A 26,237-nucleotide genomic window follows, 5' to 3' on the forward strand; every position below is an offset into this window, starting at 1 on the left:
CGGGCGGCAGTGGAGAGAGCGTCGGCGCCGACCCCCGGCCGAGGTGATGTGTTTGCCGCGGCGGTGAACGGCAACGCGGTTTCCATGACTCGACCGAACAAAGACCCGAATGAGAACTCCGCGTCCGCCGAGACGGCCGCGGCCAAGGCCCGCCGGACCACCTCCAAGGCGACGGCACCGGCCACCGCGTCCGCGAAGACGGCCGCGATCAAGATGGACGACGCGACGTCGTCCGCCAAGGCCGGCGCCGGACGCGCGGCCGACGTGGCCGGGCGCGCCGCCGACAGCGCGAACGGCGCCGTGCACAGCGCCGTGAAGGGTGTCGAGGCGGGACGGCAGGCGGTGGTGCAGGCCTCCGGCCAGGTGGCCGCCGGCGCGAAGACGGCCATGACCGTCATCGCGCACCGCAAGCTCGTCGCCGCCGGTGTGGGCGCGGGCCTGACCGCCCTGACCGCCGCCTCCTACGCGGTCGGCCGCCGCTCCGGCCGCCACGTCCACGGCCCGATCACCCGGCTCACCGGCGGCCGTATCTGAGCTGCCTGCGGGGGTCGTCCGGTGCGATGCGCCGGACGACCCCGCACGCCGTCCTACCAGCGGCCTTCCACCTGCTCCTTGATCCGGCGGTCGTACAGCTCCCGGATCGCCGTGAGCGTCTCGCCGGACAGCTCCGGCAGGGCGGCGGCCGACGCGTTGGCGCGGGCCTGCTCGGGCGTGCGGGCACCCGGGATGACCGTCGTGACGCCCGGCAGCTGGATGATCCAGCGCAGCGCCAGCTGGGCCGGGGTGAACCCCTCGGGTGCGAGCGCGGCGAACTCGACGGCCGCCTCCACCCCCGTGCCGAAGTCGACACCGGAGAAGGTCTCGCCCTGGTCGAAGGACTCGCCGTGCCGGTTGTAGGTGCGGTGGTCGTTCTCCGCGAAGACCGTGTCCTTGGTGTACTTGCCGGACAGCAGCCCCGAGGCCAGCGGAACGCGGGCGATGATCGCGACCCCTGCCTTCTCCGCCGCCGGGAGGACGTCGAGGAGCGGCTTCATCCGGAACGGGTTGAGGATGATCTGCACGCTCGCCACGTTCGGTCGGGCGATCGCCGTCAACGCCTCGGCGCAGGTCTCCACGCTGACCCCGTACGCGGCGACGCGCTCCTCCTCGACCAGGGTGTCGAGGGCGTCGAACACCTCGTCCGAGGAGTAGACCGGCGTGGGCGGGCAGTGCAGCTGGACCAGGTCGAGGCGGTCCACGCCGAGATTGCGGCGGGAGCGGTCGTTCCAGGCCCGGAAGTTGTCGAGGACGTAGTTCTCGGGGACCTGCTCCACGCGACGGCCCATCTTCGTCGCGACGAACACATGCAGATCGGGCCTGCTCCGCAGGAACGTGGCGATGGTCTGCTCGCTGCGCCCGTCGCCGTAGACGTCGGCCGTGTCGAAGAAGGTCACCCCCGACTCGGCCGCGGTCTCCAGCACCGCGAGGGCTTCCTTGTCGTCGACGTCTCCCCAGTCGGCGCCCAGCTGCCATGTGCCGAGACCGACCACGGACGCGTGCTGACCCGACCTACCGAATGCGCGTTCTTCCATGGCGTCAGTCTGTCACCTGTTCCCCGTGGTCAGTGCGGGAAGGCGCGCGGCGGACGCTGCCGGGGCAGCTCGTCCCGGAACTCCGCGACCACCGAGCTGATCTGCCGGGTCAGTTCGGTCTTCTCCAGCCGGTCGAGGTACAGGTTGCGGCGGGCCAGGCCCACCGCGTCCACGCAGAAGTACAGCGCCATCAGCGGATTGACGAAGAGTTCGCTGTCCCGGGTGCGGTCGGTGAACCGGACATCGCCGAACTCGCCCCGCACGGCCGCCGCGACCGAACCGTTGACGATGCTCGGATGGGTCGGCGTGGCCCGCTGGGCGTGAGCCACCGCGTCCAGGTAGAGGGCGCCCTCGCGGCTGTCACGGGGCAGCGAGAACGCCCCCAGGTAGGCGCCGTCGCGGTCCAGCGCGGCCAGGTTCTCCAGGACCAGTGAGTGGTTGACCCCGTGGTAGGCGTCCACGCCGAAGCCCAGGCAGGCCACCAGCCGCTCCGGGACCTCGTCGAGGCCGCCGACGGCACCCAGGCTCGCCATGTCCTCCTCCGGTGTCCCGAGCCCGTGCTCGTCGCCGCGCATCAGGATGTCGGTGCCGCCGTCCACCAGGACGACGGCGTCCACCCCGCCCAGATGCCCGATGAGCGCGCGATAGGCGGCCCGCAGGGGTGCCACACCCGTACGGGACAGCGCGTACACGGTGCTGGGCATCCCGTGCAGGTCCAGCCACTCGGCGAGGGCGCGCTCGGGGAAGTACTCGCCCCGGAAGTCGGTCTCGGGTCCGACCGCCGCGACGTCCTGCTCCAGCCACACGTCGAGGCTCAGGCCGTACAGGTCGGCGAAGGAGAGGTTGGCGAGATGGACCTCCTTGCCCGCCGACCGCAGGGCGAGGGCCAGCGGCAGCCCGGCGTAGACGTCGAAACCGCCACCGGCACCGGCTATGAGCACACGCCGCGCGTCGCGCAGCCGTGTGAAGAACGGGGGTTGTCCGAGGGAGAACACCGGGGGAAATTAGCAGGACGGCGCAGGGGGCGCGCACGATTTACGCGGGCCGGGTCACCGGATACCGTACCGGTCAGTAACCGGACCGCACCGGGCCGGACCGGACCACAGGAGGCCTCCATGCCGCAGCTCGAAGTCGACGGCGCCGCGCTGACGTACGACGACGAGGGCCCCCGTGAGGGCGACGGTGTGCCCCTGGTGTTCGTCCACGGCTGGACCGCGGACCGCCACCGCTGGGACCACCAGGTCGCGCACTTCGCGAAGAAGCGGCGCGTGATCCGCCTCGACCTGCGCGGACACGGCGAGAGCGGCGGCGCCGGGGTGCGCACGATCGAGGAGCTGGCGTCGGACGTGCTCGCGCTCCTCGATCATCTGGAGGTCGAGCGGTTCGTCCTGGTCGGACACTCCATGGGCGGCATGATCTCCCAGACCATCACCCTCGCCCACCCCGAGCGGGTGGACCGCCTGGTGCTCGTGAACTCCATCGGCCGCATGACCTACAGCCGGGGTCGCGGCCTGCTGATGGCGGCCTCCACCCGCGTCCCCTTCAAGCTGTTCGTCGCCGCGAACATCCAGCGCGCCTTCGCGCCCGGCCACCCCCGTGAGGAGATCCGCGCGTACATCCGCGCCTCCGCCGCGACCCCGCGCGAGGTCGTGATGACCCTGTACGGCGCCATGCGCGCCTTCGACGTCCTCGACCGCCTCGGCGAGATCAGCACGCCCATCCTCCTCGTCCACGGCTACCACGACATCCAGCTCCCCGTCGCGCAGATGCTCCGCATGGCCAAGGCCTGTCAGGACGCCGAAGTGCGGATCCTGGACGCCGGCCACGAACTCCCCGTGGAGAAGCCGGCGGAGCTGACCGCCACCCTGGACCGCTTCCTCACCGGCTCCCGGGTCTGAGCCCGCCGCCGATCCACGCGCCGAGGCCCCCGAGGGAGCGGAGCCGCCCGAGCACGGCGCCGACGAACGCACGGGTCCTGGGCAGCCGGTCGATGTCCGCGGCGAGGGCCAGGGCCGCGCCCGTCCACGCGAAGCCGAAGGACCACACGGAGAGCCACTCGCACAGGTAGAGGGGGGTGACCAGCCAGTCGTCGCCCACCTCGGTGACCGCCGCCGCGGCGGCGAGCGCCATGAACACGAGGATCAGCACCCCGGCCACGAGATAGGGGCGCCGCGCGTGCGGCCGGTCGGCGATGCCGGGCGCCCGGTACATGGAGAGGCAGAAGGCCGCCATCGCCGTCAACAGCGCGACGGCGAAGACCTGGTGGAGCACGGAGACCGTCGTCTGCCCCGCGTCGCCCCCGGATCCCGGAGCGGTGGGGAAGAGGGCGACGCCCAGGGCGCAGGTGCCGGCGACGGTGCCCAGGATGTCGTTGAACCTGTCGAACCGGTAGACGATCAGGAAGATCCCGAGCGCGCACATCGCGCCGACGAAGATGTCACGGGTGCTCGTGTAGTACGAACCGCTCATCGAACCGGGCCAGGCGTCCGCCCCCGATCGGCCGTCGAGCCGTGCCGCGATCCAGTTGCCGGCCGGCAGCGCGAGGGGGAGCAGGACACCGATGACCCCGACCCCCAGGCGCAGCCGCATGACCGTCCGCTCGTCCTGGTCCCTCATCCGGGCCGCCGCCCCGCGCCGCAGGGGCTCGGCGGCGTCCCCGTCCGTCGTGCTCACGGGCACCTCCTCACCGACACACGCGCGGCGAAGCCGTGTCCGCCACCGGACGATGTCCGGTAATTGTCGAACGCAAACTCGAACGCGGGTCGGCGAGTTGGGCTCGTCAGCCGGTCAACCGCCCTTCCGCGGTGGCCAGCAGCTCCGTCACGCGCAGCGCGAACGCGGCGTCGCACGGATGCGGACGACCACCGCGGGCCGCCGCCGACAGCGCGTCCCCCGCCCGCACGAGAGCGGGTACGGCCCCTTCGTCGGTCGTGGGCAGGACGGTCGTCCCGGTCCGGCCGCGCAGCTCGACCGTGGCGCCGGAGGCCGCGGGCGGGGCGGTGAGGCTGAGGGTCAGGGTGCTGGACGCCCCGCCGGTGTGCAGAAGGACCAGATGGACCGTGTCCCTGGGCCCGCGCACGGCGGCGGCCACCTTCTCCACGTCCCCGAGGACCGGCAGCAGCACGGACAGGGCGTGCGGGCCGACATCCCACAGGCCGCCCTTCTCCCGCCGCCAGGGCGAGTCGGCGAAGGGACTGTCGCTCTCGTCGTCGAACAGCGACCCGAACCACTCCGCACGGCCCGTGAACCAGCCCCCGTGGGCGGCCTGCTCGGTGATCCACGCGTCGATCGCGGTCTGGAACCGGGCGGTGAAGAAGACGACCGAGGCGACCCCGGTCTCCTCGACCGCCCGGACGACGGCCCGCCCCTCCTCGACGTCCGTCGAGAGCGGCTTGTCGAGCAGCAGATGACAGCCCGCCCGGGCCGCGCGCACCGCGATCGGTGCCTGGACGGAGGGCGGCAGGGCCACGGCGACCGCGTCCACGTCCGCGAACAGGGCGTCGACGTCCTCGTACACGGGCAGCCCGCCGTGCCGGTCGGCCAGTTCCTTGGCCGCCTCCGGGCGCCTGCCCCACACCCCCGCGAAGTCCAGCTCCTGGTGCGCGCTCAGCGCGGGGGCGTAGGTCATCTCGGCCCAGGGTCCGGTTCCGAGCAGTCCGATACGCATGCTTCGGTCTCTCCTTGTGCGTTGGGTGCCGTGTCCCCCTGAGCCCCCGGAGCCCTGCTGAGCCCTGAGGAAGCTTCGGGACCGGCCTGTCCGACGGCCGTCAGGGCAGCGCCTGTTCGGTCCAGATCGTCTTGCCGGTGGGGGAGTAGCGGGTACCCCAGCGCTGGGTGAGCTGGGCGATGAGATACAGGCCCCGCCCGCCCTCGTCGGTCGTGGCGGCGTACCGCAGATGGGGCGAGGTGTGACTGCTGTCGGTGACCTCGCAGATCAGCTGCCGGTCGTGGATGAGGCGGACCCGGATGGGGCCACCGCCGTACCGGATGGCGTTGGTGACCAGTTCGCTGAGGATCAGCTCGGTGGTGAACTCCAGCTCCTCCAGGCCCCATGCGGCCAGCTGCCGGGTGGCGTCGGAGCGCGCCCGGCGGACCGCGGCCGGGTCGCCGGGCACCTCCCACTCGACGACACGGCCCGTGTCCAGCGCCCGGGTGCGGGCGACGATCAGCGCGATGTCGTCGCTGGCCCGGCTCGGCGGCAGCGCGTCGAGCACGGCCTCGCAGGTGCCCTGCGGAGAGGTGTCGGCCCCCGCCAGGGCGCTGCGCAGAAGTTCGAGGCCGTCGTCGATGTCCCGCTCCCGGTCCTCGACGAGACCGTCCGTGTACAGCACCATGCGGCTGCCCTCGGCGAGGTCCAGCTCGGCCGTCTCGAAGGGCAGTCCGCCGAGACCGAGCGGTGGGCCGGCCGGCACCTCGGGGAAGTCGACCGTGCCGTCGGGCCGGGCCACCGCCAGCGGCGGATGGCCGGCGCGGGCGACGGTGCAGCGCCGCGAGACCGGGTCGTAGATCGCGTACAGGCATGTCGCCCCGGTGATCGGGGCGATGCCGTCGAGGACCGCCTCGTCCTGGTCGATCCGGCTGACCATCTCGTCCAGCAGCCCCAGGATCTCGTCCGGCGGCAGGTCCAGCGCGGTGAAGTTGTGGACCGCCGTGCGCAGCCGCCCCATCGTGGCCGCCGCGTGCAGACCGTGACCGACCACGTCACCCACCACCACGGCGACCCGGGTGCCGGACAGGGGCAGGACGTCGAACCAGTCGCCGCCCACTCCGGCCTGCGCGGGCAGATAGCGGTAGGCGACGTCCAGGGCGCTCTGCTCGGGCAGGGTGCGCGGCAGCAGGCTGCGCTGCAGGGTCTCGGCCATCGTGTGCTCGCGGGTGTAACGGCGCGCGTTGTCGATGGAGACCGCCGCGCGGGCCACGAGCTCCTCGGCGAGCGCCAGCTCCTCCTGGTCGAAGGGCTCGGGCTTCTCCGAGCGCCAGAAGTTGGCTACCCCCATCACCAGCTGGCCCACCCGCAACGGCACGGTGATCAGCGAGTGGATGCCGTACTCGACGACCTGCGCGGACCGTTCGAGGTCCTGGGCCCGCCAGCCGGGTGCCCGGCTGAGGTCGGCCACGAGGGTCGAGGTGCCGCTGTCGATGCTGCGGGCCTGCGGCGAGGAGGGGACCAGGTCGATCCGCTCGCCCACCTTGTACAGCGGGGCGTCCTTGCGGATCCCGCTGCTCGCCGTGCGGCGCAGCGTGGTGGCCGTCTTGGGCTCGTCGCCGCTGAGCGCGGCCGGGGCCAGGTCCACGGTGACGAAGTCCGCGAACCGGGGGACCGCCACCTCCGCCAGTTCCTCGGCGGTACGGGTCACGTCCAGACCGGTGCCGACGCCCACCCCGGCGTCGTAGAGCAGCCTCAGCCGCTCCCGTGCGGCCTCCGCGCGGCCCGAGAGGGCACGCAGCTCGGTGGAGTCGCGGAGCGTGGCGACGCTGCCGGAGGGTGCGCCCTGGAGATCGGTGGGCCGCTGGTTGACCGCGAGCAGCCGGTCACCCACCAGGTGCACCTCGTCGTTGGCGACCCGGCCCGAGGCCAGCAGGTCCGCCACGTGCGCCTCGAGGCCCAGGGAGTGGACGTCCTGCCCCTCCGCGTCCGCGGGCAGGTCCAGCAGCCGGTGCGCCTCGTCGTTTGCGAGCAGCAGGCGGCCCCCGTCGCCGACGATGATCACGCCCTCGCGCACGGCGTGCAGCACCGCGTCGTGGTGCTCGTACATGCGGGTCATCTCCGACGGGCCGAGCCCGTGGGTCTGCCGCAGCAGCCGTTTGCTGACGAGCGCCGTGCCCGCCGTGGCCAGGGCGAGGGCCGCCGCGGCGGCGGCCAGTACCAGGGGCAACTGCTGCTCGGCGACCCCGCCCACGTTCTCGGTGGTGATCCCGGCCGACACCAGGCCCACCACCTTGCCGTCGGGATCCTTGACCGGCACCACCGCCTGGACCAGCGGTCCGAGGGTGCCGGTCACCTCCTCGGTGAAGGACTCGCCCTTGAGCGCGGGCTCGACGGTGCCGACGAACTGCTTGCCGATGCGGTCCGTCTTCGGATGGGTGTAGCGGATCCCGTCGGTGTTCATCACGACGATGAAGTCCACCTTGGACTGGACCCGCGCGGCCTCGGCCCTCGGCTGGAGCACCTCCGTCGGATCGGGTGCGCTCAGCGCCTCCCGGGTGCCCGGCGCGTTGGCGAACGTCTCCGCCACGGCGAGCGAACGGTTGTGCGCCTCCTTGGAGCTGTCGTGCCGTACCTGGAGGACCAGCGCCACCACGGCCGACACGACCAGTACCAGCACGATCACGACCTGCAGCAGGAACACCTGCCCGGCGACACTGCGCCCGCTCAGCGCCGATCGCAGTCCCGAGAGCGGGCCCCACCCGTGTCCCGGCTCCCGACTCGCGCCGCCGTCCGATCCGTGCGGTACCTGCCGGGCGCTGTCGTCCCGGCCCTGCGCAGGCCGACTCTGGGGACGGCGGGTCGACTGAGAGCGAGATCGACCCAGGAGACGGACCATGTGCCCATGTCTACACTGCCCCGCGCCCGGAGGCGAGAGGGGGTCGAGCGCCGCCGCGGCCGACGCCGTCGGCAGCCTGGCGGGGAGAGCGCTTGCTACCCCTTTGACCATGTGTGATGCCCTGCTACCTGTCAAATTCCTGTGAATGTGCGAGACGTTTGAACACATCGGGGTCCGGCTCCGTATAGGGCTGGGGTTTTTCATGCCCGGACCCGACCACGACGTTGTAGGAGCTATCCGTGGGACGCACCACCAGGCGCAGACGCCCATCCGGAGCACGGCGCGCGACCTCCGCCGCGATCGCGCTGATCTTGGGCGGAGGCGGTCTCGTGGCCGTCAACGTCTACGCGTCGGCCACCGAGGGCGGTTCGCCCGACGACGCGGTCGAGCAGGTGAACTCCGCCGCCGGCACGATCGACTGCCCGGACGTCGGCAGCGCGCTCACGCAGGTGCCCGAGGGGGCGCGGGAAGGGGTCGACAAGGAACTCGCCGCCCTGGACCAGCAGATAGCCGAGGCCTACCAGCGGCTGCAGAACTCCGTCCAGGCCCAACAGCAGGACAGCGGCTTCGCCGACAACGCGATCATGAACCCGCTGAAGGAGAAGCGGACGGCGACGATCGAGCGGATCGCGATCGCCATCGGCCGCGTCGGGGACCGCCCCGAGGGACTCGACGCCCTCGCCGGCTGCGAACTGCGTCCCGCCGAGAACCAGAACACCGGTCAGGACGACGGTCGGAACGGCGGGGACCAGGACGGCGCCGGCGACCAGAACCAGGGCGGTCAGGGTGACCAGGGCGACCAGCAGGGCGGTCAGGGACAGCAGGGCAACGGCGGTCAGGCCGGCAACGGGCCGGTGGCCGCCGACTACGCCGACATCAGGTCCGTCCAGCCGAACGCCGGGAGCAGAGGCGGGCAGAACGGCTCCACCGGCTCCTTCAGCACCGACTGCGGGGTGAACGCGGGCGGCCTGTTCAACTCGGACAACGTCATCGTCGCCCCCGGTGTCTCCAACGGCGCCCACCACTTCCACGACTACGTCGGCAACCAGGGCAACAACGCGTTCGCCGGCGACGATGACCTCGCCGCCGCCGACACCAGCTGTGAGAACCAGGGCGACAGGTCCTCGTACTTCTGGCCGGTGATCCGCCTCCAGAACGGCACCGCCGAGCAGGACGCCAACGCTCCCGGCGGCGGCATCGAGGGCAACGCCGGTGAGATCGTGACGCCCAAGGAGGTCACGATGACCTTCGTCGGCAGCCCGCAGGGCGAGGTCGTGGAGATGCCGCGGCTGCTGCGCATCATCACCGGCGACGCCAAGGCCTTCATCAACGGCCCGGCCAACGCCAACGCGTCCTGGAGTTGCACCGGCTTCGAGGACCGGCAGCTGAAGGACAAGTACCCGCTCTGCCCCTCCGGCAGCGCCGTCGTACGCACCTTCGAGTTCCAGAGCTGCTGGGACGGCCGCAACATCGACAGCGCCAACCACCGCACCCATGTGGCCTTCGCCGCCGCGGACGGCAGCTGCGCGGCCGGCTTCAAGGCCATTCCGCAGCTGGTCCAGCGCATCGTCTACGACGTCGACGCCCCGAGCCTCCAGGACGGCGGCCGTACGACCCCGCTGTTCGCCGTGGACTCCTTCCCCGAGCAGCTCCACAAGCCCGTCACCGACCACGGCGACTTCATCAACGTCTTCGACGAGGACCTGATGCGGGCGATGGTGGACTGCATCAACGACGGCCGCGAGTGCGACGCGGCCGACCTCGGCGGCGACCAGGGTGGCGGTGACGACCAAGGAGACGGCGGCGATCAGGGCGGCGACCAGGGCGGCGACGCCGGTCAGGGTGACGACCAGGGCCAGGACCAGGGCCAGGACGGCGGTCAGGGTCAGGGCGACGGTCAGGGTCAGGGCGACGGCCAGGGTCAGGACGGCGGTCAGGACCAGGGCGAGGGCCAGGGGCAGGAGAAGCCGGGCAACAATCAGGGCGACGGCGCCGACCAGGGCCAGGATCAGGACGAGAACACGGCCGAGCCCACCGAGACCGCCCAGGCACCCGGTGGCACGGACGACCAGGCCGACCAGGGCGACGACAAGGAGCCCCAGGTCCTCGGCTCGGTGAAGGCGACCCAGCGCGGCAACGCCGCCGACACCGACACCGACGCCGGCGACAAGGGCGCGGACGACGCCGGGGACGGCGGTGAGGCGGCCGCGGCCCCCGAGCAGACGCCCGCGGCGAACGTGCCGTCGGCCGCCGGGCAGCCCGGGGCGCAAGGGTCCGAGTCGGCGACGGGCAGCCTCGCCGAGACCGGTTCGCAGCTGTGGCCCGCGATGATCGGTGGCGTGGCCGTGCTCGCCGGTGTCGTACTGCTGCGCCGGGTCAGGCGCGGGAACTACTGATCCCGTACCGCCACTTGGAGAGGCGGCGCCGGCCGCGGCGCTGTGCGTGGCCGGAGGGTGGACGCCGATCGTGAACCTCATCGGCGTCCACCCGCTGGGCCTCTACGGGAGTTCGGCCGTCGTCGAACGGGTGCGCGTCGCCCGGGCCGATCCTGCCGCCGGTCCTCGCCCGGGCGTCCCCCGTCCGCCGCGCCCCCGACCCCGCCCCCGATCCGTCCCCTGCGGCGGAGAACCCGTCGCCCGCCGGGCGAACCGGAAGGTGACCCCGGTGCGTCCACCAGCTGTGGGGCCTGTACTTTTCACGCACCGACCGGAGGTGCGACCGATGCTTTCGCGCCAGCTCTCGGGCGGTGGTCACGAAGTGAAATCGATCTCTTCCCGCGCCCGAGAATCACCTGTCGCGGCATCGAGTTTCGGCCGTACACTGACAATTCGTAAGCATGCGGGTGGAGTTGACGGGGGGATCCGAGATGTCCGGGGATCAGTACGGTGTAAGAGACCAGGACGGGTGGAGTCACAGCTTCGTCGTGCCACCGATGCCGTCGGCACCGCCCCCCGGCCCCGCGGACGGCTGGCGGGCCGTCGGGGTGGGTCTGCTGAACCTCAGCGGTCTGGGACTCGGTTACGCGCTGATGCGCCGCCCGCTGCTGACCCTGCTGTGCTGGGCGGGCACCGGGCTGCTGCTCTTCTCGGTACTGCCGGCCGACCCTGACGGCGTCTCGGGCACCACGCTCACCGTCTACGGCCTCTTCCTCCTCATCACGGCGGCCCACGGAGCCTTCCTGGGCCTGCGCAACCGCCTGGTGTGGCCCGCGAAGTCCCCGCTCGCCATCGCGCTCGGCGTCCTCCTCCTCGGCGTGCCGGTCGCGAGCGGTCTGCTGTACGAGACCGCGCGCAAGGAAGCCGTCGAGGAGATGCTCCTGGACCGGCTGGAGAAGGCCGACGAGCTGGTGGACAAGGCCTCCGGCGAGTCCTTCTCGACGACCCAGTCCGAGTACCGCAGGGCTCTGTCCGCGTACGACGACCTCAGCACCGACCACCCCGACTCCCGGGCCGCCGAGAAGGTCCCGGACCGGCTGAAGAACTTCTACACGACGGTCGGCGCCCCCTACGAGGAGCAGGAGTACTGCGAGGCGGTCGCCCCGCTCGAGTACCTGCGTACGGTCCCGCAGACCGTGAGCAAGCAGGATCTCGGCTCGCTGGCCGCCTGGCCCGACGACCGGCTCGCCACCTCGCTGTACGAGTGCGCCTCCGACAGCCTGGCGGGCAACACCGCGGGCTGGCAGGACCAGTTCAGCGACCTCCTCACCACGTTCCCCGACTCCGACCAGGCCGCGAAGGTCGGACCGGACGTCAAGGCGGCCGTCGACAAGGCGGTCAAGGCCGTCGGCGGCGACGACCCGTGCACCGCCGTGGACCAGCTGGAGACGCTCGGCTCGCAGGTCAAGGCGTTGCCGGGGGAGAAGGCCGGGGTGGCCGACGCGCTTTCCGCCGCCTCCGGCAAGGCCGAGGACGCCGCCTCGGCGGGTGTCTACACCTGCGGTGTGGACCAGTACAAGGACGGCGACTTCGCCGAGGCGGTGACGTCGATGAACGACTTCGTCGACGCCAACAAGAACCACAAGAACGCGCCGCGCGCCAAGAAGATAGCGATCGCCGCCGAGATCGCGCAGGAGGTCCCGGAGGCGGGCAAGAAGCTGCCCACCACCCGGACCGGCGGCAGCATCTCCGTCACGGTCAAGAACGACAGCCCCGACGAGATCCAGGTCATGTACACCGGCCCGGTGACCGGCACCTTCACCCTGAAGGGCTGCTCCACCTGCACCAGCTACGACTGGAGCAGCACCCTGGTCTCCAGCTTCAAGCCGTGCAGCGGCAACGACAAGTACCCGCAGCGCACGATCAGCCTGCCGGTCGGCACCACGTACTTCCTGCACAAGCCGAAGGGCGACAACGCCTCCAGCGCCGCCTCCGACACGGCCAAACTGGAGTCCGGCTACATCTACACAGAGTGCGCCTACGTGACCTCGGGCTACGGCCTGAACTCCTGACGGGCGACCGGGCACGGTGATCCGGAGGGCCGCGGCGGCTCAGCCCCTGCGGCCCTCCACCCACCCGGCGACGTCGTCCAGGTCCTTCGCCACGGCCTTGCGTACGGCTCGGGCCCCCACGGGGCCCATGATCCTGGCGAGCAGACCCGCGACGGCGCCGGTCGTCCGGGCGGAGAACGTCATCAGGATCGTCGTCGACGCCGGTCCGTCGGCCCGCAGCACCCACTCCGAGACATAGCGGGAACCGTGCGACTCGGCCTCCACCACATAGCGCTCGGGCGGCTCGCTGACGGTCACCCACATCTCCTCGGTGGCGTCCTTGCCGAACATGCGACGGGTCTCCCGCCACCGTGTGCCCACCCCGAAGCCCCCGTCCGTGAGGACCTCGACGCTCGTGACACCGCTGAGCATCCGATCCATGTTGCCGAGGTCCGTCAGGGCCTCCCACACCCGGCCCTGGGACGCGGCCACCCGGCGCTCGACGACGACACTTCTGCTGGTCATGCCTCCCATGAAAGCACCGGGTGCGGAAGGCCGCCCCAGGACGGCCGCCGTGCCGGGGCGGGCACCGGCCGGCGCGCCAGGTTCCGTAACCGGGGTGCGTAGTTCTACGGACGACCACGCGGGAGGGGTTCTGCGAGGCTTGGATCTTCGGATGCGGCCGGGACCGGTGAGGCCGCATGGAAGGGATCCGGCCGTGGGTATCCCTCCTCCACGCGTTCGACCACGACATCCCGCCGCCCTGCCCCGCGGCCCCGTGGGGCGCTCCGGCTCCGCCGCCGCACCCCGTCCACCACGACCGAGGAGAACCCGATGACCGAACGCCCCGAGGGTGCACCGGCACAGCCACAGCCGCAGGACCAGCCGTCCGCGTCCCCGCCGGGGCAGGCGCCGCCCCAGACACCCACGCCCACCCAGGCCGAGATACCCGCCCAGCCGGCCCAGGCCCAGGCCCAGGCTCCGACGCAGGCGGCCGTCCCGAGCGCCTACCCCTACCCGCATCCGCAGTCCCCGGCGCCGAACCCCCAGCCCGCGCTCGGCTACGGCCCCCCGGTCGCCCCCGTGACCGCCCAGGCCAACCCGTACGGTCAGCCGCCGGGTGGCTATCCGCCGGGTGGTTATCCGCCCCTCGGGGCACCGCCCGCCACGGGCGCCGGCGGGCGTGCCGTGCTGTGGGCCCTGGTCGGCGCGGCGGTGGCCTCGGCCGCCTGGGCCGGCGGGGTCTTCCTGCTCGGCAAGGACGACACCGAGGCGGACCTGCGTGGCTATCAGGCCAAGTCGGACATCTGTCCGTCGGTGGACTACTCGTCCTTCAAGAACGAGTACCCGGAGGAGGACGACGCCCCGGTCAACAACTCCCTGAAGCACGCGGCCCTCGACCAGAGCTACTGCAGCATCTCGCTGAAGGAATCCTCGTCCTCCACCATCTCCGACGCGTATTTCTCGGTCCAGATCGACCTGCACAAGAAGACCGACCCCGGCCCCGAGTTCACCGCCTTGTGGTCCGAGTACGACCAGCGGTACGACGACTACGAGGTCGACGAGGTCGACGGCTTCGGGGACGAGGCGTACGTCATCACCGAGGACACCACCTCGGGCGACGACACCAGCGGCAGCCGGTCGGCCACCCTCGCGGTGCGCGACGGCTGGATGACGTACGAGATGCGGTGGAGCGCCTACGGCTCCAGCTACGACAACGTGAGCATGCCGGACGTGGACGAGGTCGTGGAGTGGCTCAAGAGCGACACGAATTCGACGCTGGACAACCTGCGGGAGTCCGACGGCATCTAGCGCGGGCGGACGGATGGGCGGGTGAGCCGGAGCGGCCGGCTCGCGGACGGAGGCGGGGTGCGTCGCACCACCGCCTCCGCTCCCTCGCGCACCCCGATCGGCTCAGTCGCCCTTCGCCTTCGCGTAGTCCGTCGCCATCTGGCCGGCGAAGTCGTACAGCAGGCACTGTTCGTCGCCCACGACCCACGCGTCGTGCCCCGGCGGACACACAAAGGCGTCGCCCGGTCCCACCTCGCCCTCACCGCCGTCGTCCATACGGATGTGCATGCGGCCCTTGACCACATAACCGTTGTGGTGGACCTGGCAGCTGTCGGTGCCCGCGATGGGGGCGACGGACTCGGACCAGCGCCAGCCCGGCTCGAAGGTGGCCACTGCGAAGTCGAGCCCGGTCAGGTGCACGGCTTCGAGGTGACCCTGGGGGAAGTCGCGCCGCTCGTCCGGCTTCTCGACCGTCTTGATCTCCAGCATGACGGCTCCTTCCGTTACGTCCCACCCCACTCATCGTCCGCCTGTCAAGCCGGAGCCGCCAACCGGGGGCGGTCGCCGTCCTGAGGTGCCGGACCACCGGCGGCGTCGTGTAATGAGGGCCGGAGATCGCTGCCGTGGGAGAGACGATGCGCTCAGGTCGTTCCGGTGGGAAAGGCGGGGCCGAGGCCACGGGGGGCGGACTGCGGCGACTCGGCGAGTGGTGCGCCCGGCACTTCGTGATCGTCATCGTCGCCTGGCTGGTCGCCCTCGCGGCCCTGCAGGTGCTGAACCGGTCCTACGGCGGCGACTACTCGGACAACTTCTCCCTCCCGGGTGTGCAGTCCCAGAAGGGCCTGGACGTCCTGAAGAAGCACGACCCTGCGGCCGGCGGTTACGGCAGCCAGATCGTCGTGCACGACACCGACAAGGCCCTCACCTCGCTCGGCTCCCAGATGTCCGAGACGGTCGGCGACCTGCAGAAGCTGCCGCATGTGCTGTCGGTCCAGAACCCGCTGACCGCGCCCACCACCCAGCCGTCACAGTCGTCGGGGCAGTCGCAGCAGCCGAACGTCGGCCCCCTGTCCTCCGACCAGAAGACGGCGTACATCACGATCCGCTTCGACGTGCAGCCCTCGACCCTCGGGGACGGCTACCTCGACGGCGTGGACGACTCGGTCCAGCCGCTGCGGTCCGCCGGCGCAGAGGTCGAGTACGGCGGACCGCTCGGCGAACTGGCCCGTCCCGCCGCAGACGATCGGGTGAGCGAGCTGATCGGCTTCGCGGTCGCGATCGTGGTCCTGCTGGTCGGCTTCGGCAGTGTCATCGCCGCCGGACTGCCTCTGGTGACAGCGTTGCTGAGCGTCATCGGCGGCCTCGCGTGCCTCGGTCTGCTGGCCGCCGCGTTCACGTTCGCGACCGTCTCGCCGACCCTGGCGACGATGATCGGGCTCGGCGTCGGCATCGACTACGCCCTGTTCCTGAGCACCCGTCACCGGCAGAACCTCATGGACGGCGACGACCCGGTGCGGGCGGCCGGCCGCGCCGCCTCCACCAGCGGCCACGCCGTCCTCGTCTCCGGGTGCACGGTGATCGTGGCCCTCGCCGGGCTGTACGCGTCCGGTGTGAGCTTCATCGGCAAACTCGGGCTCGCCGCCGCCGTGACCGTCGTCTCCGCGATCATCGGCGCGCTCACGCTGGTCCCGGCCCTGCTCGGGCTCATCGGCGGACGCATCGACCGCTACCACGTCCGCAAGCCCGTCGCCGAGACCGGCGCCGACGCGGGCGAGGAGATCAGCGGCACCTGGCACCGCTACGCCCAACGCGTGGCACACCATCCCTGGCGGTTCCTGGCGGCCGGGGTGACGACCGTGGTGATCCTCGCGATCCCCGTCTTCTCCATCCAGCTCGGTCACATCGGCGACGGCGCCGATCCCACCTCCTTCACCGACCGCCGTGCCTACGACCTGATGACCGACGCCTTCGGGCCGGGCTCCAACGGTCCGCTCACCGTCGTCGTCGACCAGACCTCGGTGCCGTCGTCGGACCGTCAGAGCCTGCAGAGCACCGCGCAGAAGAACCTGGACGCGGTGGCGGGGGCGTACGCGGTCACCCCGCTGACCCCCACCCAGGACGGGGACGTCCTGGTCGGCACGGTCTACTCCGAGAAGTCCCCGGAGAGCGCCGACACCACCGACCTGACCAACCGCCTCGTCGACGACACGCTCCCCGCCTCGGTCTCCGGGACCGCGGCCGAGGGGTACGTCACCGGGACCACGGCCTCCCAGGTCGACTTCCGTGACATCGTGGCGAGCCGGCTGCCCGTCATCATCGCGGTGGTCGTCGCCCTCGCCTTCCTGATCATCCTCGCCGTCTTCCGCGGCCTCCTGGTCGCGGTGAAGGCGGCGGTCCTCAACGTGCTGTCCATCGCGGCCTCGTACGGCGTCGTCGTCGCCGTCTTCCAGTGGGGCTGGGGCGGGCCCGCCCTGGGCGTCAACGGCAAGGTGCCCATCGAGAGCTATGTCCCGATGATGATGTTCGCCATCATCTTCGGCCTCAGCATGGACTACGAGATCTTCCTGCTCTCCCGCGTCCACGAGGCCTGGTCGCGCACCGGGGACGCCCATGCCTCCGTGGCCCACGCGCTGGAGATCACGGCCCGCGTCATCACCTGCGCGGCCCTGATCATGGTCAGCGTCTTCGCCGCGTTCATCGTCAGCGACAACATCGTGGTCAAGATGCTGGGGCTGGGCCTCGCCGTCAGCGTCCTCATCGACGCGACGGTCGTCCGCCTGCTCATGGTCCCCGCGGTGATGACCCTCCTGGGCCCCCGTGCCTGGTGGACCCCGCACTGGCTGGACCGGTTGATGCCGCACATCGACGCGGAGGGGGACACGGCGAAACGGCCGGTCCCGCAGGGGCGGGACCGGCCGCTCGGCAGCTGACCGGCTTCAGCCGGAAGAGATCTGACGGCTCGTCAGAATGTCAGCTTCCAGCTGTTGATGTAGCCGGTGTCGAGGCTGGCCACGTCCTGCACCCGCAGTTTCCAGGTGCCGGCGGCGGTCTCCGAGGAGGCGTCCACCGTGTACGTCTCGACCACGTCGTCCGCCGAGTCGGACGACGAGGAGTTCTTCAGCCGGTACGCGGTGCCGTCCGGGGCCACGAGGTCGACGACCAGGTCACCACGCCAGGTGTGGACGATGTTCACGTCCACGGTGAGCGCGCTGGGCGCCGCGCCGGCCCGGTAGACGTTGATCGGCGACTCCACGGTGGAGTTGTCGGGGATCTGGTAGTCGGCGGTGTTCTCGAACACCGACTGGTTCCCCTCCTCGTCCACGCGCCAGGCGAAGCTCGCCGTTCCGGTCTCACCGGCCGCGTCCGTCACGGTGACCGTCGGCGTCCAGTTGCCGGCCGTGGTCGGCGTACCGGAGATCCGGCCCGTGGCGGCGTCGATGGACAGGCCGTCCGGGAGGCCGGTGGCCGCGTACGACAGGGCGCCGGCGTTGGTGGACGACGCCTGGACGTCCAGGGTGACGGCCTGACCGGTCAGGGAGTACTGGGCGGCCGGCGGGACGACCGTGACCCCGTCGAGGATCCGGGAGCCGACGTTGATCGCGGCCCAGGCGTTGGCGGTGTTGTTGTAGGTCACCGAGCCGAGCCCGTAGAGGTCGGCGGCGGCCTGGAGGGTGGCCGTACGGGCGCCCGCGTAGTTGGTCGTGGACGTCATGTACGTGGTCAGCGCCCGGAACCAGATCTTCTCGGCGGCGTCCCGGCCTATCGGGGTCACCGGAAGCCCGTCGAAGGTCGGCGAGTCGTAGGAGACGCCGTTGACGACCTTGGCGCCGCTGCCCTCGGAGGCAAGGTAGTACCAGTGGTTGGCCGGGCCCGAGGAGTAGTGGACGTCGACGTTGCCGAGCGTGGAGGACCAGTAGTCGCGCGAGGAGCCGTCCTTGCTGGGCTTGTCCATGTAACGCAGCGGTGTGCCGTCGCCGTTGATGTCGATCTTCTCGCCGACCAGGTAGTCCCCGACGTCTTCGGGGTTGCCCGCGGCGAACTCGACGGCGGCGGCGAAGATGTCGGAGGTCGCCTCGTTCAACCCGCCCGACTCACCGCTGTAGTTGAGGCCCGCGGTGACCGAGGTCAGGCCGTGGGTCATCTCGTGCGCGGCCACGTCGATCGAGGTGAGCGGGTTTGCGTTGCCCGATCCGTCACCGTACGTCATGCAGAAGCAGGAGTCCTGCCAGAACGCGTTGACGTAGTTGTTGCCGTAGTGCACCCGGCTGTACGGCGCGACCCCGTCGTTGCGCAGCCCGTTCCGGCCGTGCACGTTCTTGTAGTAGTCCCAGGTCAGCGCCGCGCCGTAGTGGGCGTCCGCGCCCGCGGTCTCCAGGTCGGCGGTGGTCCCGTCGCCCCAGATGTCGTCGGAGCCGCTGAAGAGCGTGCCGGTGCCGGAGGAGCCCCGGTTCAGGTTGTACGTGCGGTGGTTGCCGCGGTCGGCGTCGGTCAGCGTGTACGACGAGCCGGACTGGCTGGTGCCGAGGGTGACCGTGCCGCTGTACCGGGTGTTGCCCGTGCCGGTGTGCACGGCCTCGTACTCGTACAGCTTCTTCCCGGTCTGCGCGTCGGTGATGACGTGCAGCTCACTGGGGGTGTCGTCGTGCTGGAAGCCGCTGACGACGGTCTCGTAGGCGAGGGTCGGCTTTCCCTTCGCGGCCCAGACGACCTTGCGGCTGCTGTCCGGAGCGGTCTTGGTGGATCCCTCCTCCTTCGCCGCCGCGACCGCCTGCTTCTCGGCGGTGGCCCTGCTGACCTCGGCGCTGAGGTCCGACACCTTCAACTCGGGCTTGTAGGCCCGCGTGACGCTCTCGACCGAGCCGGACCTGGCGGCGTGGACGACCAGGTCGCCGCCGAGCACGGGCAGGCCGGCGTAGGTGCGCTCGTAGCGGGTGTGCACGGTGCCGTCGGCGTCCTTGACGACGTCGCGGACCCGCAACTCCTCCTGGCTGCCGAGGTCCAGGCGGTCCGCGGTGGTGTCCGTGGCCTTCTCGGCCTGCCGGACGAGGGTCGCCCGCTGTGCGGGGGTGAGCTGTGCGGGCAGTGCCCCTCGGTCCGCCTTGGCCGCCGTGGGACGGGCGGTGCCTTCGCCGCCGTCACCACGTGCGATCGCGGGGGCGCCCGGGACGGCGACGGCGAGGACCGCCGCCGCGACCACGAGGGCGGCTGTGGCCGTGGTGCGTCTGTGGGGGGTGGATCTCACGCGAACTCCTTTGCTGCGGCCGCGTCGGACGAGCGGCCGTACGAAGGACCCGGTGCACGGGTCGAGGCACCGGGTGGTGCAGGGAGTACTGCGATGCGGATGCGCGTGCGCCGTCGTGAGACGGAGTGTGCACAGAGTGACAGATGTGGAGCTGCTGTGTCAGGAGCACAACAAGTGTTTGGCCGGAAAGTGATCGATCATCGAACGCTGGTGACCAGCCGCTCCCCGGCGGCGGCCCGCACCTCGGCCTCCTCCATGGGGTCGTCCCGCAATTCCGTCAGCCGCTCGTGGACGTGCGGCAGACCGGGGGCGAGGGCGATCCCCGACAGCCGGGCGTCGGATTCGCAGTCCCACAGCGACTCGGTGTAGGCGAAGTCGAGTCCGGCCGGCGCGGCGGACGCCAACGCCTTGAGCAGGGCGGGCCGTTCGTAGGAGTGCGGGGTGCGCGGCCACAGCCGGCGCAGCACCGGCGCCGCCTCCGCGCCCGCCGTGCCGAAACGGGCGATCCCGGCGGCCAGGAGGGCGGGCCCGCACCACTGGCGTGCCGCTTCGTGCGCCACGAGCTCCGCCGGCAGTAGGGGCAGATCCCGGGGCGTGCCATGCTCCGCCAGCACCTGGACGCCGATCCACGACAACCACGGCCGCCCGTCCGCCGCCCAGGCCCGCGCCTCGGGGACCGCGAGCGGGCCGAGCCGCAGGACCGCGGACACGAGCCCCGGCAGGGGCAGTTCGCCGTTCACCTCCGCAAGGAGGGGTACCAGTGGGACGAGCCCCGGCTCCGGCGGACGCCCGCCCAGACAGCGCAGGGCCCGGATCCTGGTGTGACGGGCCGATCCGCCGTCGGCGAGGACCTCCAGCAGCCGGCCACCGCTCGGACCCACATCGGTCGGGTGCGGTCGGAGCGGGTGGACGGGTGTACGTGTTTCGGCCCCCCCGCCAGCGCGTCCAGGGCTCGGAGCGCCACAACCGCGGCCCGTCCCCGCCGAGTCGATCCCGAGCGACGCCGGCCAGGTCGTCCCACCACTCGACCGGCCAGGCGTCCGCCACCGACTCCAGCACATCGGTCCAGTGCTCGCCCTCGCGGACGTACGCCCGCAACGTCTCGCGCGCCTCGACCGATCCCGACAGGGCAAGGAGTTCCAGCATCCCGGTGGCCCGCTCGCAGTCGTCCCCGTCGCCCCCGAGGAGGGAGACCACGGGGTCCAGCGCGAGACCCGACTCCCTCACCAGGCGCGCCGGATACAGAGAGCGGTCGTCCACCACGGTGTCCCACCGCCACTCCCGCGGCACGACCTCGCGGACCGCCGCGGCCGCCTCCTCCGGCTCGCCGAGCGCACGCAACGCGCCCAGACCGCGCCCGCGTTGCAGCAGCCCTTCCAGCGTGCCCGGTGAGGCGTACACCTGGCCGCTCGCGGTGTCGTCGGTCATCGCCGCGAAGCCTGCCGGAGACGCCCCACCGGCACCAGCCCTTTTTCAGCGGCCTCTCACGGCTTGCGGGCGAGACCGCCGTGTTCGGCGACGACCTCAGGGGCGGGGTCCGTGGTGTCCGGGCGCCAGAGGGGGACCGAGACCACGCCGGGGTCGAGGAGTTCCAGGCCGTCGAAGAAGGACGTGATCTCCTCGACGGTACGCAGGTTGTACGGCACGGCGCCGCTCTCGTTGTAGCCGTCCTGGGCCTGCTCGAAAACCGGGTCGATGCCCCGCGAGCCGTCGTTGATGGAGAGGTAGCTCCCGGACGGCAGCGCCCCCATCAGGCGCTCGACGACGGAACGCGCCCGGTCGTGGTCGGCGACGTGGCCCAGGATGTTGCTGAGGATCAGCGCGGTGGGCCGGCTGAGGTCCAGGGTGTCGGCGGCGGCCGCGAGGATGCGGTCGGGGTCGAGCACGTCGGAGTCCACGTAGGCGGTCGCCCCCTCCGGGGTGGACTGGAGCAGGGCGCGGGCGTGGGCCAGGACCAGGGGGTCGTTGTCGACGTAGACGATCCGGGACTCCGGGGCGATCCGCTGGGCCACCTCATGGGTGTTCTCGGCGGTCGGCAGCCCCGTGCCGACGTCCAGGAACTGCCGTATGCCCGCCTCGGTGACCAGGTGGGTGATGTTGCGGCGCAGGAACGCGCGGCTGCTGCGGGCGATGGTCACGATGCCGGGGAACACGGCGGTGTAGGCGTCACCGGCCTGCTCGTCGACGGGGTAGTTGTCCTTCCCGCCCAGCCAGTAGTTCCAGATACGGGCCGAGTGCGGCACCGAGGTGTCGATCTTCTGATGCGCAGCCGGACCGGGCGTGGTCGCGTGGTCGGTCATGTCTACCGTCCGTCTTTCAGCCGAAGCGAGGAGTTTCGGACACAACCTACGTCCCGACACCCCTGCCCCGTACGCCAGTTCACCATTTCCGGTACGTCCGAGCAGGGGTTTCCCGGCACGGACGCGTCTCGCCGGCCGGACGGGGAACTTCCGGGCCGGGGTCGCACGTCCATCCGGGTGAGGCTGGACGCACGCGGTGCGAGACGGAAGTGGGTTGCCATGACGACGAACGACCCGGGCACGATCGAGACCACGCTGGCCGACGGCCGCCGCATGACCCTGTCGCTGCCTCCGACGGACGCGGGATGGGCCGCCGACGGGATCAAGGCGCTGCGCGCCGTTCCCCCCACCCACACCGGACGCGGAGACACCCCTCCCGCCCTCCCCGAGCGCCCCGCCCTCCCGCTGGAGGTCGCACTGCTCGGCTTCGGGGCGTAGAAACCTGCCGGGGTCCGGCCGGGGCCTCGTCCGGATCAACGACTCTCGCCGCGGCCGGCAGGGAAGACCGGGCCGTCGGAGGAGTACGTTGAGGAGTCCGACTGAACCGAACCACGGAGCGGACCCGCTCCGGCACAGGGGTCGGTGAGCGGAGGCGAGGGGGAGTCGGCGTGCCGGACGGATGGCAGTGGGACCCCACGCTCTTCCAGGGAAGCGCGGCGTACTACGAGCGGGGCCGGCTCCCGTACGCCACCGGGTTCGCCGAAGCCCTCGCCGGGTCCCTCGGTCTGGACGGCGGCGGCCGACTCCTCGACGTCGGCTGCGGACCCGGGATCGTCCTGCTGCCGATGGCGCGGTACTTCACGGAGGCCGTCGGCGTCGATCCGGACGAGGACATGCTGGCCGAGGCCGAGCGCCGGGCCGGACACCTGGGGGTGAGCAACGCGCGCTGGGTGGCCGCCCGCGCCGAGGACCTGCCGGCGGGGCTGGGGACCTTCCGTACCGTGGTGTTCGCCCAGTCCTTCCACTGGACGGACCGGGACCGGGTCGCGGCCACCGTGCTGCGGATGCTGGAGCCGGGGGGCGCGCTCGTCCACGTCAGCGACCTGAAGGACCCGGTCGCTGAGCCGGTGGTGTCGCCCGCGCCGGTGCCTTCGCCCGCACCGGTCCCCTCACTCGCGCCGCCGTCGTCGCCCGCGCCGCCGTACGACCGGATCCGGGACCTGGTACGCCGGTATCTGGGCCCGGTGCGCCGCGCGGGGCAGGGAGTACTGGTCGACGGCACACCCGGTGGAGAGGCGGCGATCATCGAACGCGCCGGTTTCGAGGGCCCCGCGCGACTGGTCGTGCCGGCAGGGGAGATCGTCACCCGCAGTCCGGACGACATCGTCGCGTGGGCGTTCTCCCGGTCCGATTCGGCGCCGCACCTGTTCGGCGACAGACGTGCGGACTTCGAGCGGGACCTGCGGACGCTGCTGGCGGCGACGGCCCCCGACGGCCGTTTCGCGGAGCGCCTTCCGGCGACCGAGATCAGGATCTGGCGGAAGCCTCCCGGGTGAGCGGTGCCCTCGTCGTCGGCCGGCCGGTCGTGGGCTCGTCGGCCGGTCGGTCGTCGGTCCGGCGGCTTCGGGGGTGCCCGCTGGGCGGGCGGCCGGTGGCACAGACGTGCGGGTAGGCTCGACGGGCCTTGCGAGCCGGAAGGAACGACCAGATCATGCGTGTCCAAGCGAACGTGCCCCGACGTCGGACGGGGGCGGACAGGTGACCGGCGGCGACGAGCCCGTCCTCCTGCACACCGACGGCCGGGCCGCCCATATCGTCCTCAACCGGCCGAGGGCCCTCAACGCTCTCGACCACACCATGGTGCGGCGCGTCGACGAGGCGCTCACCGCCTGGGAGCACGACCCGGCCGTGGAGACCGTCGTCGTCACCGGCGCGGGGGAGCGCGGACTGTGCGCGGGCGGCGACATCCGGGTCGTCCACGACGACGCCCGGGACGGGGACGGCACCGCCTCGGCCGCGTTCTGGCGCGACGAGTACCACCTCAACGCCCGCATCGCCCACTACCCCAAGCCGTATGTCGCCGTCATGGACGGCATCGTGATGGGGGGTGGCGTCGGGATATCCGCGCACGGCAGCGTCCGGATCGTCACCGAACGGTCGCGGATCGCCATGCCCGAGACGGGCATCGGCTTCGTCCCGGACGTCGGCGGCACCCGTCTGCTGGCCCTCGCACCGGGCGAACTCGGCACCCTCCTCGCCCTCACCGGCACGGCGATCGGCGCCGCCGACGCCCTGCTGTGCGGCCTTGCCGACCACTACGTGCCGTCCGCGTCACTCGGCACGCTCCTCGACGACCTCGCCGAACTGCCCGCCCAGGACGCCGTCGCGCGGCACGTACGGCAGCCGCCGCCCGGCGAGTTGGCGCAGCGACGGGAATGGATCGACGCCTGCTTCGCCGCCGACGCGGCCGAGGAGATCGTCCGACGACTGCTCGCCCACGGCGACCCGGCGGCGAAGGAGACCGCGGAGACCCTGCTGGCCAAGTCCCCCACCGCCGTCAAGGTCACCCTCACCGCCGTGCGGCGGGCCCGAAGCCTCGGCTCCCTCGAACAGGCGCTGGACCAGGAGTACCGCGTCTCCTGCGCCGCCCTGGCCACGGCCGACCTCGTCGAGGGCATCCGGGCCCAGGTCATCGACAAGGACCGGCGCCCCCGGTGGAGCCCGGCCACGCTCACCGACGTCACCGACGCGGACGTGCACCGCTTCTTCGCCCCGCTCGGCGACCGTGAACTCGGCCTCGGCCCTGGCCCCGGCCGCACCGACCACGACAACACCTAGGCTGCCGGCGTGACCTCCACCCCCAACACCCCCGACTCCCCCCACACCCTCCGCATCAGGCCCGGCTCCCCGGCCGACGCACCGGCCATCCTCCGCATGCTCGACTCGGCGGTGGCCTGGATGAACGCGCGCGGCAACACCGAACAGTGGGGCACGATCCCGTACTCCGAGCGACCCGACGGACCGTCACGGATCGACCGCTACACGACCGAGAACACCCCGTACATCGCGGAGTGGGACGGCACACCCGTGGGCGCCCTCGTCCTGGACTCCGGCCCCAGCCCGCAGATGCCGATCCCCCCGGCCGACGAACCCGAGCGGTACGTCCGCCTCCTCGTCTCCGAGCGCCGGCACGCCGGCCACGGCATAGGCGCGGCGCTGCTCTCCCACGCCGTCGACGAAGCCCGCCGCGCCGGGGTGGGACTCCTGCGCGTCGACTGCTGGGCGGGGGGCGGCGGCAGCCTCGTCGCCTTCTACGAACGCAACGGCTTCACCCCGACCACGCCCTTCCTCTCCGACGGCTGGCCGGGGCAGGTGCTGGCCCGCAGACTCGACTGACCTGCGGGCCGGGCGTCGGCGTAAATCAGTGCGGGATGCCGTCGATGAGGTCGCGGGCGCCCTGGCGGAGGAGGGCCACCGCGACGGAGGTGCCCAGGGTGGCGGGGTCGAGGCGGCCCGCCCATTCGTGGGCGTTGAGGACGGTCTTGCCGTCGGGGGTGAACACACAGGCCCGCAGGGAGAGTTCGCCGCCGCGGTCCGTGCGGGCGAAGCCGGCGATGGGGCTGTTGCAGTGGCCCTGCAGCACATGCAGGAACATACGCTCGGCGAGGGTCTCCCGGTGGGTGTCCGGATCGCCGAGCCCGCTGACCGTGTCGATGGTGTCGCTGTCGTCCTCCCGGCACTGGAGCGCCAGCACGCCCGCGCCGATGGGCGGCATCATCGTCTCGACGGGCAGGATCTCGCTGATCACGTCCGCACGGCCGATCCGCTCCAGCCCGGAGACGGCCAGCAGCAGCGCGTCCGCCTCGCCCGCGGCCAGCTTCTCCAGCCGGCGGTTGGCGTTGCCGCGGAACGGCACACAGTCCAAGTGCGGGTGGGAGGCGGCTAGTTGCGCGGTACGCCGCACGGAGGAGGTGCCGATACGGGTTCCGGCGGGCAGCTCGTCCAGGGTGCGCCCGGCGGGGTCCACGAGCGCGTCACGGATGTCGTCCCGCTTCAGGAACGCCGCGAACATCGTGCCCGCCGGGAGAGGCCGGTCGGCTGGGATGTCCTTCACACAGTGCACCGCGAGATCGGCCTCGCCCGCGACGAGCGCGGCGTCGACCTCCTTGGTGAACGCCCCCTTGCCCTCGACCTTGGAGAGATCGCCCATCCACTTGTCCCCGGTCGTCTTCACGGGGACCACCTCGGTGCGCAGCGCCGGGTGGAGCACGGCGAGTTCGGCGCGTACGCGCTCGACCTGCGCCAGAGCCATGGGTGAGTCTCGGGAGACGATACGAATCAGGTCCTGCGACATGAAGGCACGATAGCCCCTCGGGACGGGCCCTCGTGACCACCTTCGGTCCCGGCCCCGAGTCCGGCCGC

22 protein-coding genes are annotated in these 26,237 nt (G+C 71.7%); 11 read left to right on the forward strand and 11 right to left on the reverse strand.

Features of this window, described 5'->3' with window-relative positions; genetic code table 11:
* Positions 1-48: 48 nt before the first annotated feature.
* Positions 49-534 (forward strand): hypothetical protein, encoded by a 486-nt coding sequence (locus RM704_RS00535; protein WP_033528680.1) that lies wholly within the window; start codon positions 49-51, stop codon positions 532-534.
* A 53-nt stretch (positions 535-587) separates the two neighbouring features.
* Here RM704_RS00535 and RM704_RS00540 read toward each other — a convergent pair whose 3' ends face one another.
* A complete protein-coding gene (locus RM704_RS00540) occupies positions 588-1,571 on the reverse strand; it encodes an aldo/keto reductase (protein ID WP_033528681.1) in 984 nt (327 codons plus the stop codon).
* 29 nt (positions 1,572-1,600) lie between these two features.
* Positions 1,601-2,566 (reverse strand): DUF1152 domain-containing protein, encoded by a 966-nt coding sequence (locus RM704_RS00545; RefSeq protein ID WP_033528682.1) that lies wholly within the window; start codon positions 2,564-2,566, stop codon positions 1,601-1,603.
* Between the two features lie 120 nt (positions 2,567-2,686).
* Here RM704_RS00545 and RM704_RS00550 point away from each other — a divergent pair, with 120 nt between their 5' ends.
* A complete protein-coding gene (locus RM704_RS00550) occupies positions 2,687-3,469 on the forward strand; it encodes an alpha/beta fold hydrolase (protein WP_033528683.1) in 783 nt (260 codons plus the stop codon).
* Here the strand turns inward: RM704_RS00550 and RM704_RS00555 are convergent.
* The 3 genes from RM704_RS00555 to RM704_RS00565 all read right to left on the reverse strand — a co-directional run bounded on the left by RM704_RS00555 (position 3,450) and on the right by RM704_RS00565 (position 8,116).
* Positions 3,450-4,244: a hypothetical protein gene (locus RM704_RS00555; RefSeq protein ID WP_033528684.1), complete on the reverse strand. Its 795-nt coding sequence runs from the start codon at positions 4,242-4,244 to the stop codon at positions 3,450-3,452. The genes RM704_RS00550 and RM704_RS00555 overlap by 20 nt on opposite strands.
* 106 nt (positions 4,245-4,350) lie before the next feature.
* Positions 4,351-5,238, reverse strand: a complete 888-nt coding sequence (locus RM704_RS00560; RefSeq protein WP_033528685.1) for a Gfo/Idh/MocA family protein — start codon at positions 5,236-5,238, stop codon at positions 4,351-4,353.
* A gap of 100 nt (positions 5,239-5,338) precedes the next feature.
* The gene (locus tag RM704_RS00565; RefSeq protein ID WP_311588659.1) at positions 5,339-8,116 is read right to left on the reverse strand and encodes a SpoIIE family protein phosphatase; all 2,778 of its coding nucleotides are present in this window, start codon (positions 8,114-8,116) and stop codon (positions 5,339-5,341) included.
* A 329-nt stretch (positions 8,117-8,445) separates the two neighbouring features.
* Here RM704_RS00565 and RM704_RS00570 point away from each other — a divergent pair, with 329 nt between their 5' ends.
* Together RM704_RS00570 and RM704_RS00575 are read left to right on the forward strand one after the other, a co-directional pair.
* Positions 8,446-10,512: a DUF1996 domain-containing protein gene (locus tag RM704_RS00570; protein ID WP_033528686.1), complete on the forward strand. Its 2,067-nt coding sequence runs from the start codon at positions 8,446-8,448 to the stop codon at positions 10,510-10,512.
* 536 nt (positions 10,513-11,048) lie between these two features.
* A complete protein-coding gene (locus tag RM704_RS00575; protein WP_311589024.1) occupies positions 11,049-12,563 on the forward strand; it encodes a hypothetical protein in 1,515 nt (504 codons plus the stop codon).
* A 39-nt stretch (positions 12,564-12,602) separates the two neighbouring features.
* Here the strand turns inward: RM704_RS00575 and RM704_RS00580 are convergent, their stop codons facing one another.
* On the reverse strand, positions 12,603-13,067 hold the full coding sequence (locus RM704_RS00580) for an SRPBCC family protein (RefSeq protein WP_033528844.1): 465 nt from the start codon (positions 13,065-13,067) through the stop codon (positions 12,603-12,605).
* 309 nt (positions 13,068-13,376) lie between these two features.
* Here RM704_RS00580 and RM704_RS00585 point away from each other — a divergent pair, with 309 nt between their 5' ends.
* Positions 13,377-14,354: a hypothetical protein gene (locus RM704_RS00585; RefSeq protein ID WP_078937218.1), complete on the forward strand. Its 978-nt coding sequence runs from the start codon at positions 13,377-13,379 to the stop codon at positions 14,352-14,354.
* 102 nt (positions 14,355-14,456) lie between these two features.
* Here the strand turns inward: RM704_RS00585 and RM704_RS00590 are convergent, their stop codons facing one another.
* Positions 14,457-14,822, reverse strand: a complete 366-nt coding sequence (locus RM704_RS00590; protein WP_033528688.1) for a cupin domain-containing protein — start codon at positions 14,820-14,822, stop codon at positions 14,457-14,459.
* 146 nt (positions 14,823-14,968) lie between these two features.
* Here RM704_RS00590 and RM704_RS00595 point away from each other — a divergent pair, with 146 nt between their 5' ends.
* Positions 14,969-17,263: an MMPL family transporter gene (locus RM704_RS00595; RefSeq protein WP_033528689.1), complete on the forward strand. Its 2,295-nt coding sequence runs from the start codon at positions 14,969-14,971 to the stop codon at positions 17,261-17,263.
* 32 nt (positions 17,264-17,295) lie between these two features.
* On the opposite strand, the gene RM704_RS00600 is transcribed toward RM704_RS00595, so the two are convergent.
* Complete coding sequence (locus tag RM704_RS00600) at positions 17,296-19,575, reverse strand: M4 family metallopeptidase (protein ID WP_311588663.1); 2,280 nt, start codon at positions 19,573-19,575, stop codon at positions 17,296-17,298.
* A 197-nt stretch (positions 19,576-19,772) separates the two neighbouring features.
* Positions 19,773-20,456: a hypothetical protein gene (locus tag RM704_RS00605; protein ID WP_052146157.1), complete on the reverse strand. Its 684-nt coding sequence runs from the start codon at positions 20,454-20,456 to the stop codon at positions 19,773-19,775.
* A 187-nt stretch (positions 20,457-20,643) separates the two neighbouring features.
* Between RM704_RS00605 and RM704_RS00610 the strand changes: the two genes are divergently transcribed.
* Positions 20,644-20,967: a hypothetical protein gene (locus tag RM704_RS00610; protein WP_052146158.1), complete on the forward strand. Its 324-nt coding sequence runs from the start codon at positions 20,644-20,646 to the stop codon at positions 20,965-20,967.
* A 92-nt stretch (positions 20,968-21,059) separates the two neighbouring features.
* Here the strand turns inward: RM704_RS00610 and RM704_RS00615 are convergent, their stop codons facing one another.
* Positions 21,060-21,875 (reverse strand): SAM-dependent methyltransferase, encoded by an 816-nt coding sequence (locus RM704_RS00615; RefSeq protein ID WP_033528691.1) that lies wholly within the window; start codon positions 21,873-21,875, stop codon positions 21,060-21,062.
* Between the two features lie 219 nt (positions 21,876-22,094).
* On the opposite strand from RM704_RS00615, the gene RM704_RS00620 reads away from it, so the two are divergent.
* The 4 genes from RM704_RS00620 (at position 22,095) to RM704_RS00635 (ending at position 25,211) form a co-directional block, all read left to right on the forward strand.
* On the forward strand, positions 22,095-22,313 hold the full coding sequence (locus RM704_RS00620; RefSeq protein ID WP_033528692.1) for a hypothetical protein: 219 nt from the start codon (positions 22,095-22,097) through the stop codon (positions 22,311-22,313).
* Positions 22,314-22,483: 170 nt separating this feature from the next.
* Positions 22,484-23,371, forward strand: coding sequence for a class I SAM-dependent methyltransferase (locus RM704_RS00625; protein WP_033528693.1), 888 nt, complete (start codon positions 22,484-22,486; stop codon positions 23,369-23,371).
* A gap of 202 nt (positions 23,372-23,573) precedes the next feature.
* The gene (locus RM704_RS00630; protein ID WP_033528694.1) at positions 23,574-24,653 is read left to right on the forward strand and encodes an enoyl-CoA hydratase/isomerase family protein; all 1,080 of its coding nucleotides are present in this window, start codon (positions 23,574-23,576) and stop codon (positions 24,651-24,653) included.
* A gap of 96 nt (positions 24,654-24,749) precedes the next feature.
* Positions 24,750-25,211, forward strand: coding sequence for a GNAT family N-acetyltransferase (locus RM704_RS00635; RefSeq protein WP_192829715.1), 462 nt, complete (start codon positions 24,750-24,752; stop codon positions 25,209-25,211).
* 25 nt (positions 25,212-25,236) lie between these two features.
* Here RM704_RS00635 and hemC read toward each other — a convergent pair whose 3' ends face one another.
* Complete coding sequence (gene hemC, locus RM704_RS00640; RefSeq protein WP_033528696.1) at positions 25,237-26,169, reverse strand: hydroxymethylbilane synthase; 933 nt, start codon at positions 26,167-26,169, stop codon at positions 25,237-25,239.
* Positions 26,170-26,237: the final 68 nt, after the last annotated feature.

The sequence above is a fragment of the Streptomyces gottesmaniae genome (genome assembly GCF_031845845.1).
Classification (GTDB): Bacteria; Actinomycetota; Actinomycetes; order Streptomycetales; family Streptomycetaceae; genus Streptomyces; species Streptomyces akebiae.

Coding starts and splice junctions, on each gene's coding strand:
- RM704_RS00580 (WP_033528844.1), bottom strand. CDS start 13,067: ATGACCAGCAGAAGTGTCGTCGTCGAGCGCCGGGTGGCCGCGTCCCAG.
- RM704_RS00590 (WP_033528688.1), bottom strand. CDS start 14,822: ATGCTGGAGATCAAGACGGTCGAGAAGCCGGACGAGCGGCGCGACTTC.
- hemC (WP_033528696.1), bottom strand. CDS start 26,169: ATGTCGCAGGACCTGATTCGTATCGTCTCCCGAGACTCACCCATGGCT.
- RM704_RS00565 (WP_311588659.1), bottom strand. CDS start 8,116: ATGGTCCGTCTCCTGGGTCGATCTCGCTCTCAGTCGACCCGCCGTCCC.
- RM704_RS00595 (WP_033528689.1), top strand. CDS start 14,969: ATGCGCTCAGGTCGTTCCGGTGGGAAAGGCGGGGCCGAGGCCACGGGG.
- RM704_RS00575 (WP_311589024.1), top strand. CDS start 11,049: ATGCCGTCGGCACCGCCCCCCGGCCCCGCGGACGGCTGGCGGGCCGTC.
- RM704_RS00620 (WP_033528692.1), top strand. CDS start 22,095: ATGACGACGAACGACCCGGGCACGATCGAGACCACGCTGGCCGACGGC.
- RM704_RS00585 (WP_078937218.1), top strand. CDS start 13,377: ATGACCGAACGCCCCGAGGGTGCACCGGCACAGCCACAGCCGCAGGAC.
- RM704_RS00635 (WP_192829715.1), top strand. CDS start 24,750: ATGCTCGACTCGGCGGTGGCCTGGATGAACGCGCGCGGCAACACCGAA.
- RM704_RS00615 (WP_033528691.1), bottom strand. CDS start 21,875: ATGACCGACCACGCGACCACGCCCGGTCCGGCTGCGCATCAGAAGATC.
- RM704_RS00560 (WP_033528685.1), bottom strand. CDS start 5,238: ATGCGTATCGGACTGCTCGGAACCGGACCCTGGGCCGAGATGACCTAC.
- RM704_RS00550 (WP_033528683.1), top strand. CDS start 2,687: ATGCCGCAGCTCGAAGTCGACGGCGCCGCGCTGACGTACGACGACGAG.
- RM704_RS00540 (WP_033528681.1), bottom strand. CDS start 1,571: ATGGAAGAACGCGCATTCGGTAGGTCGGGTCAGCACGCGTCCGTGGTC.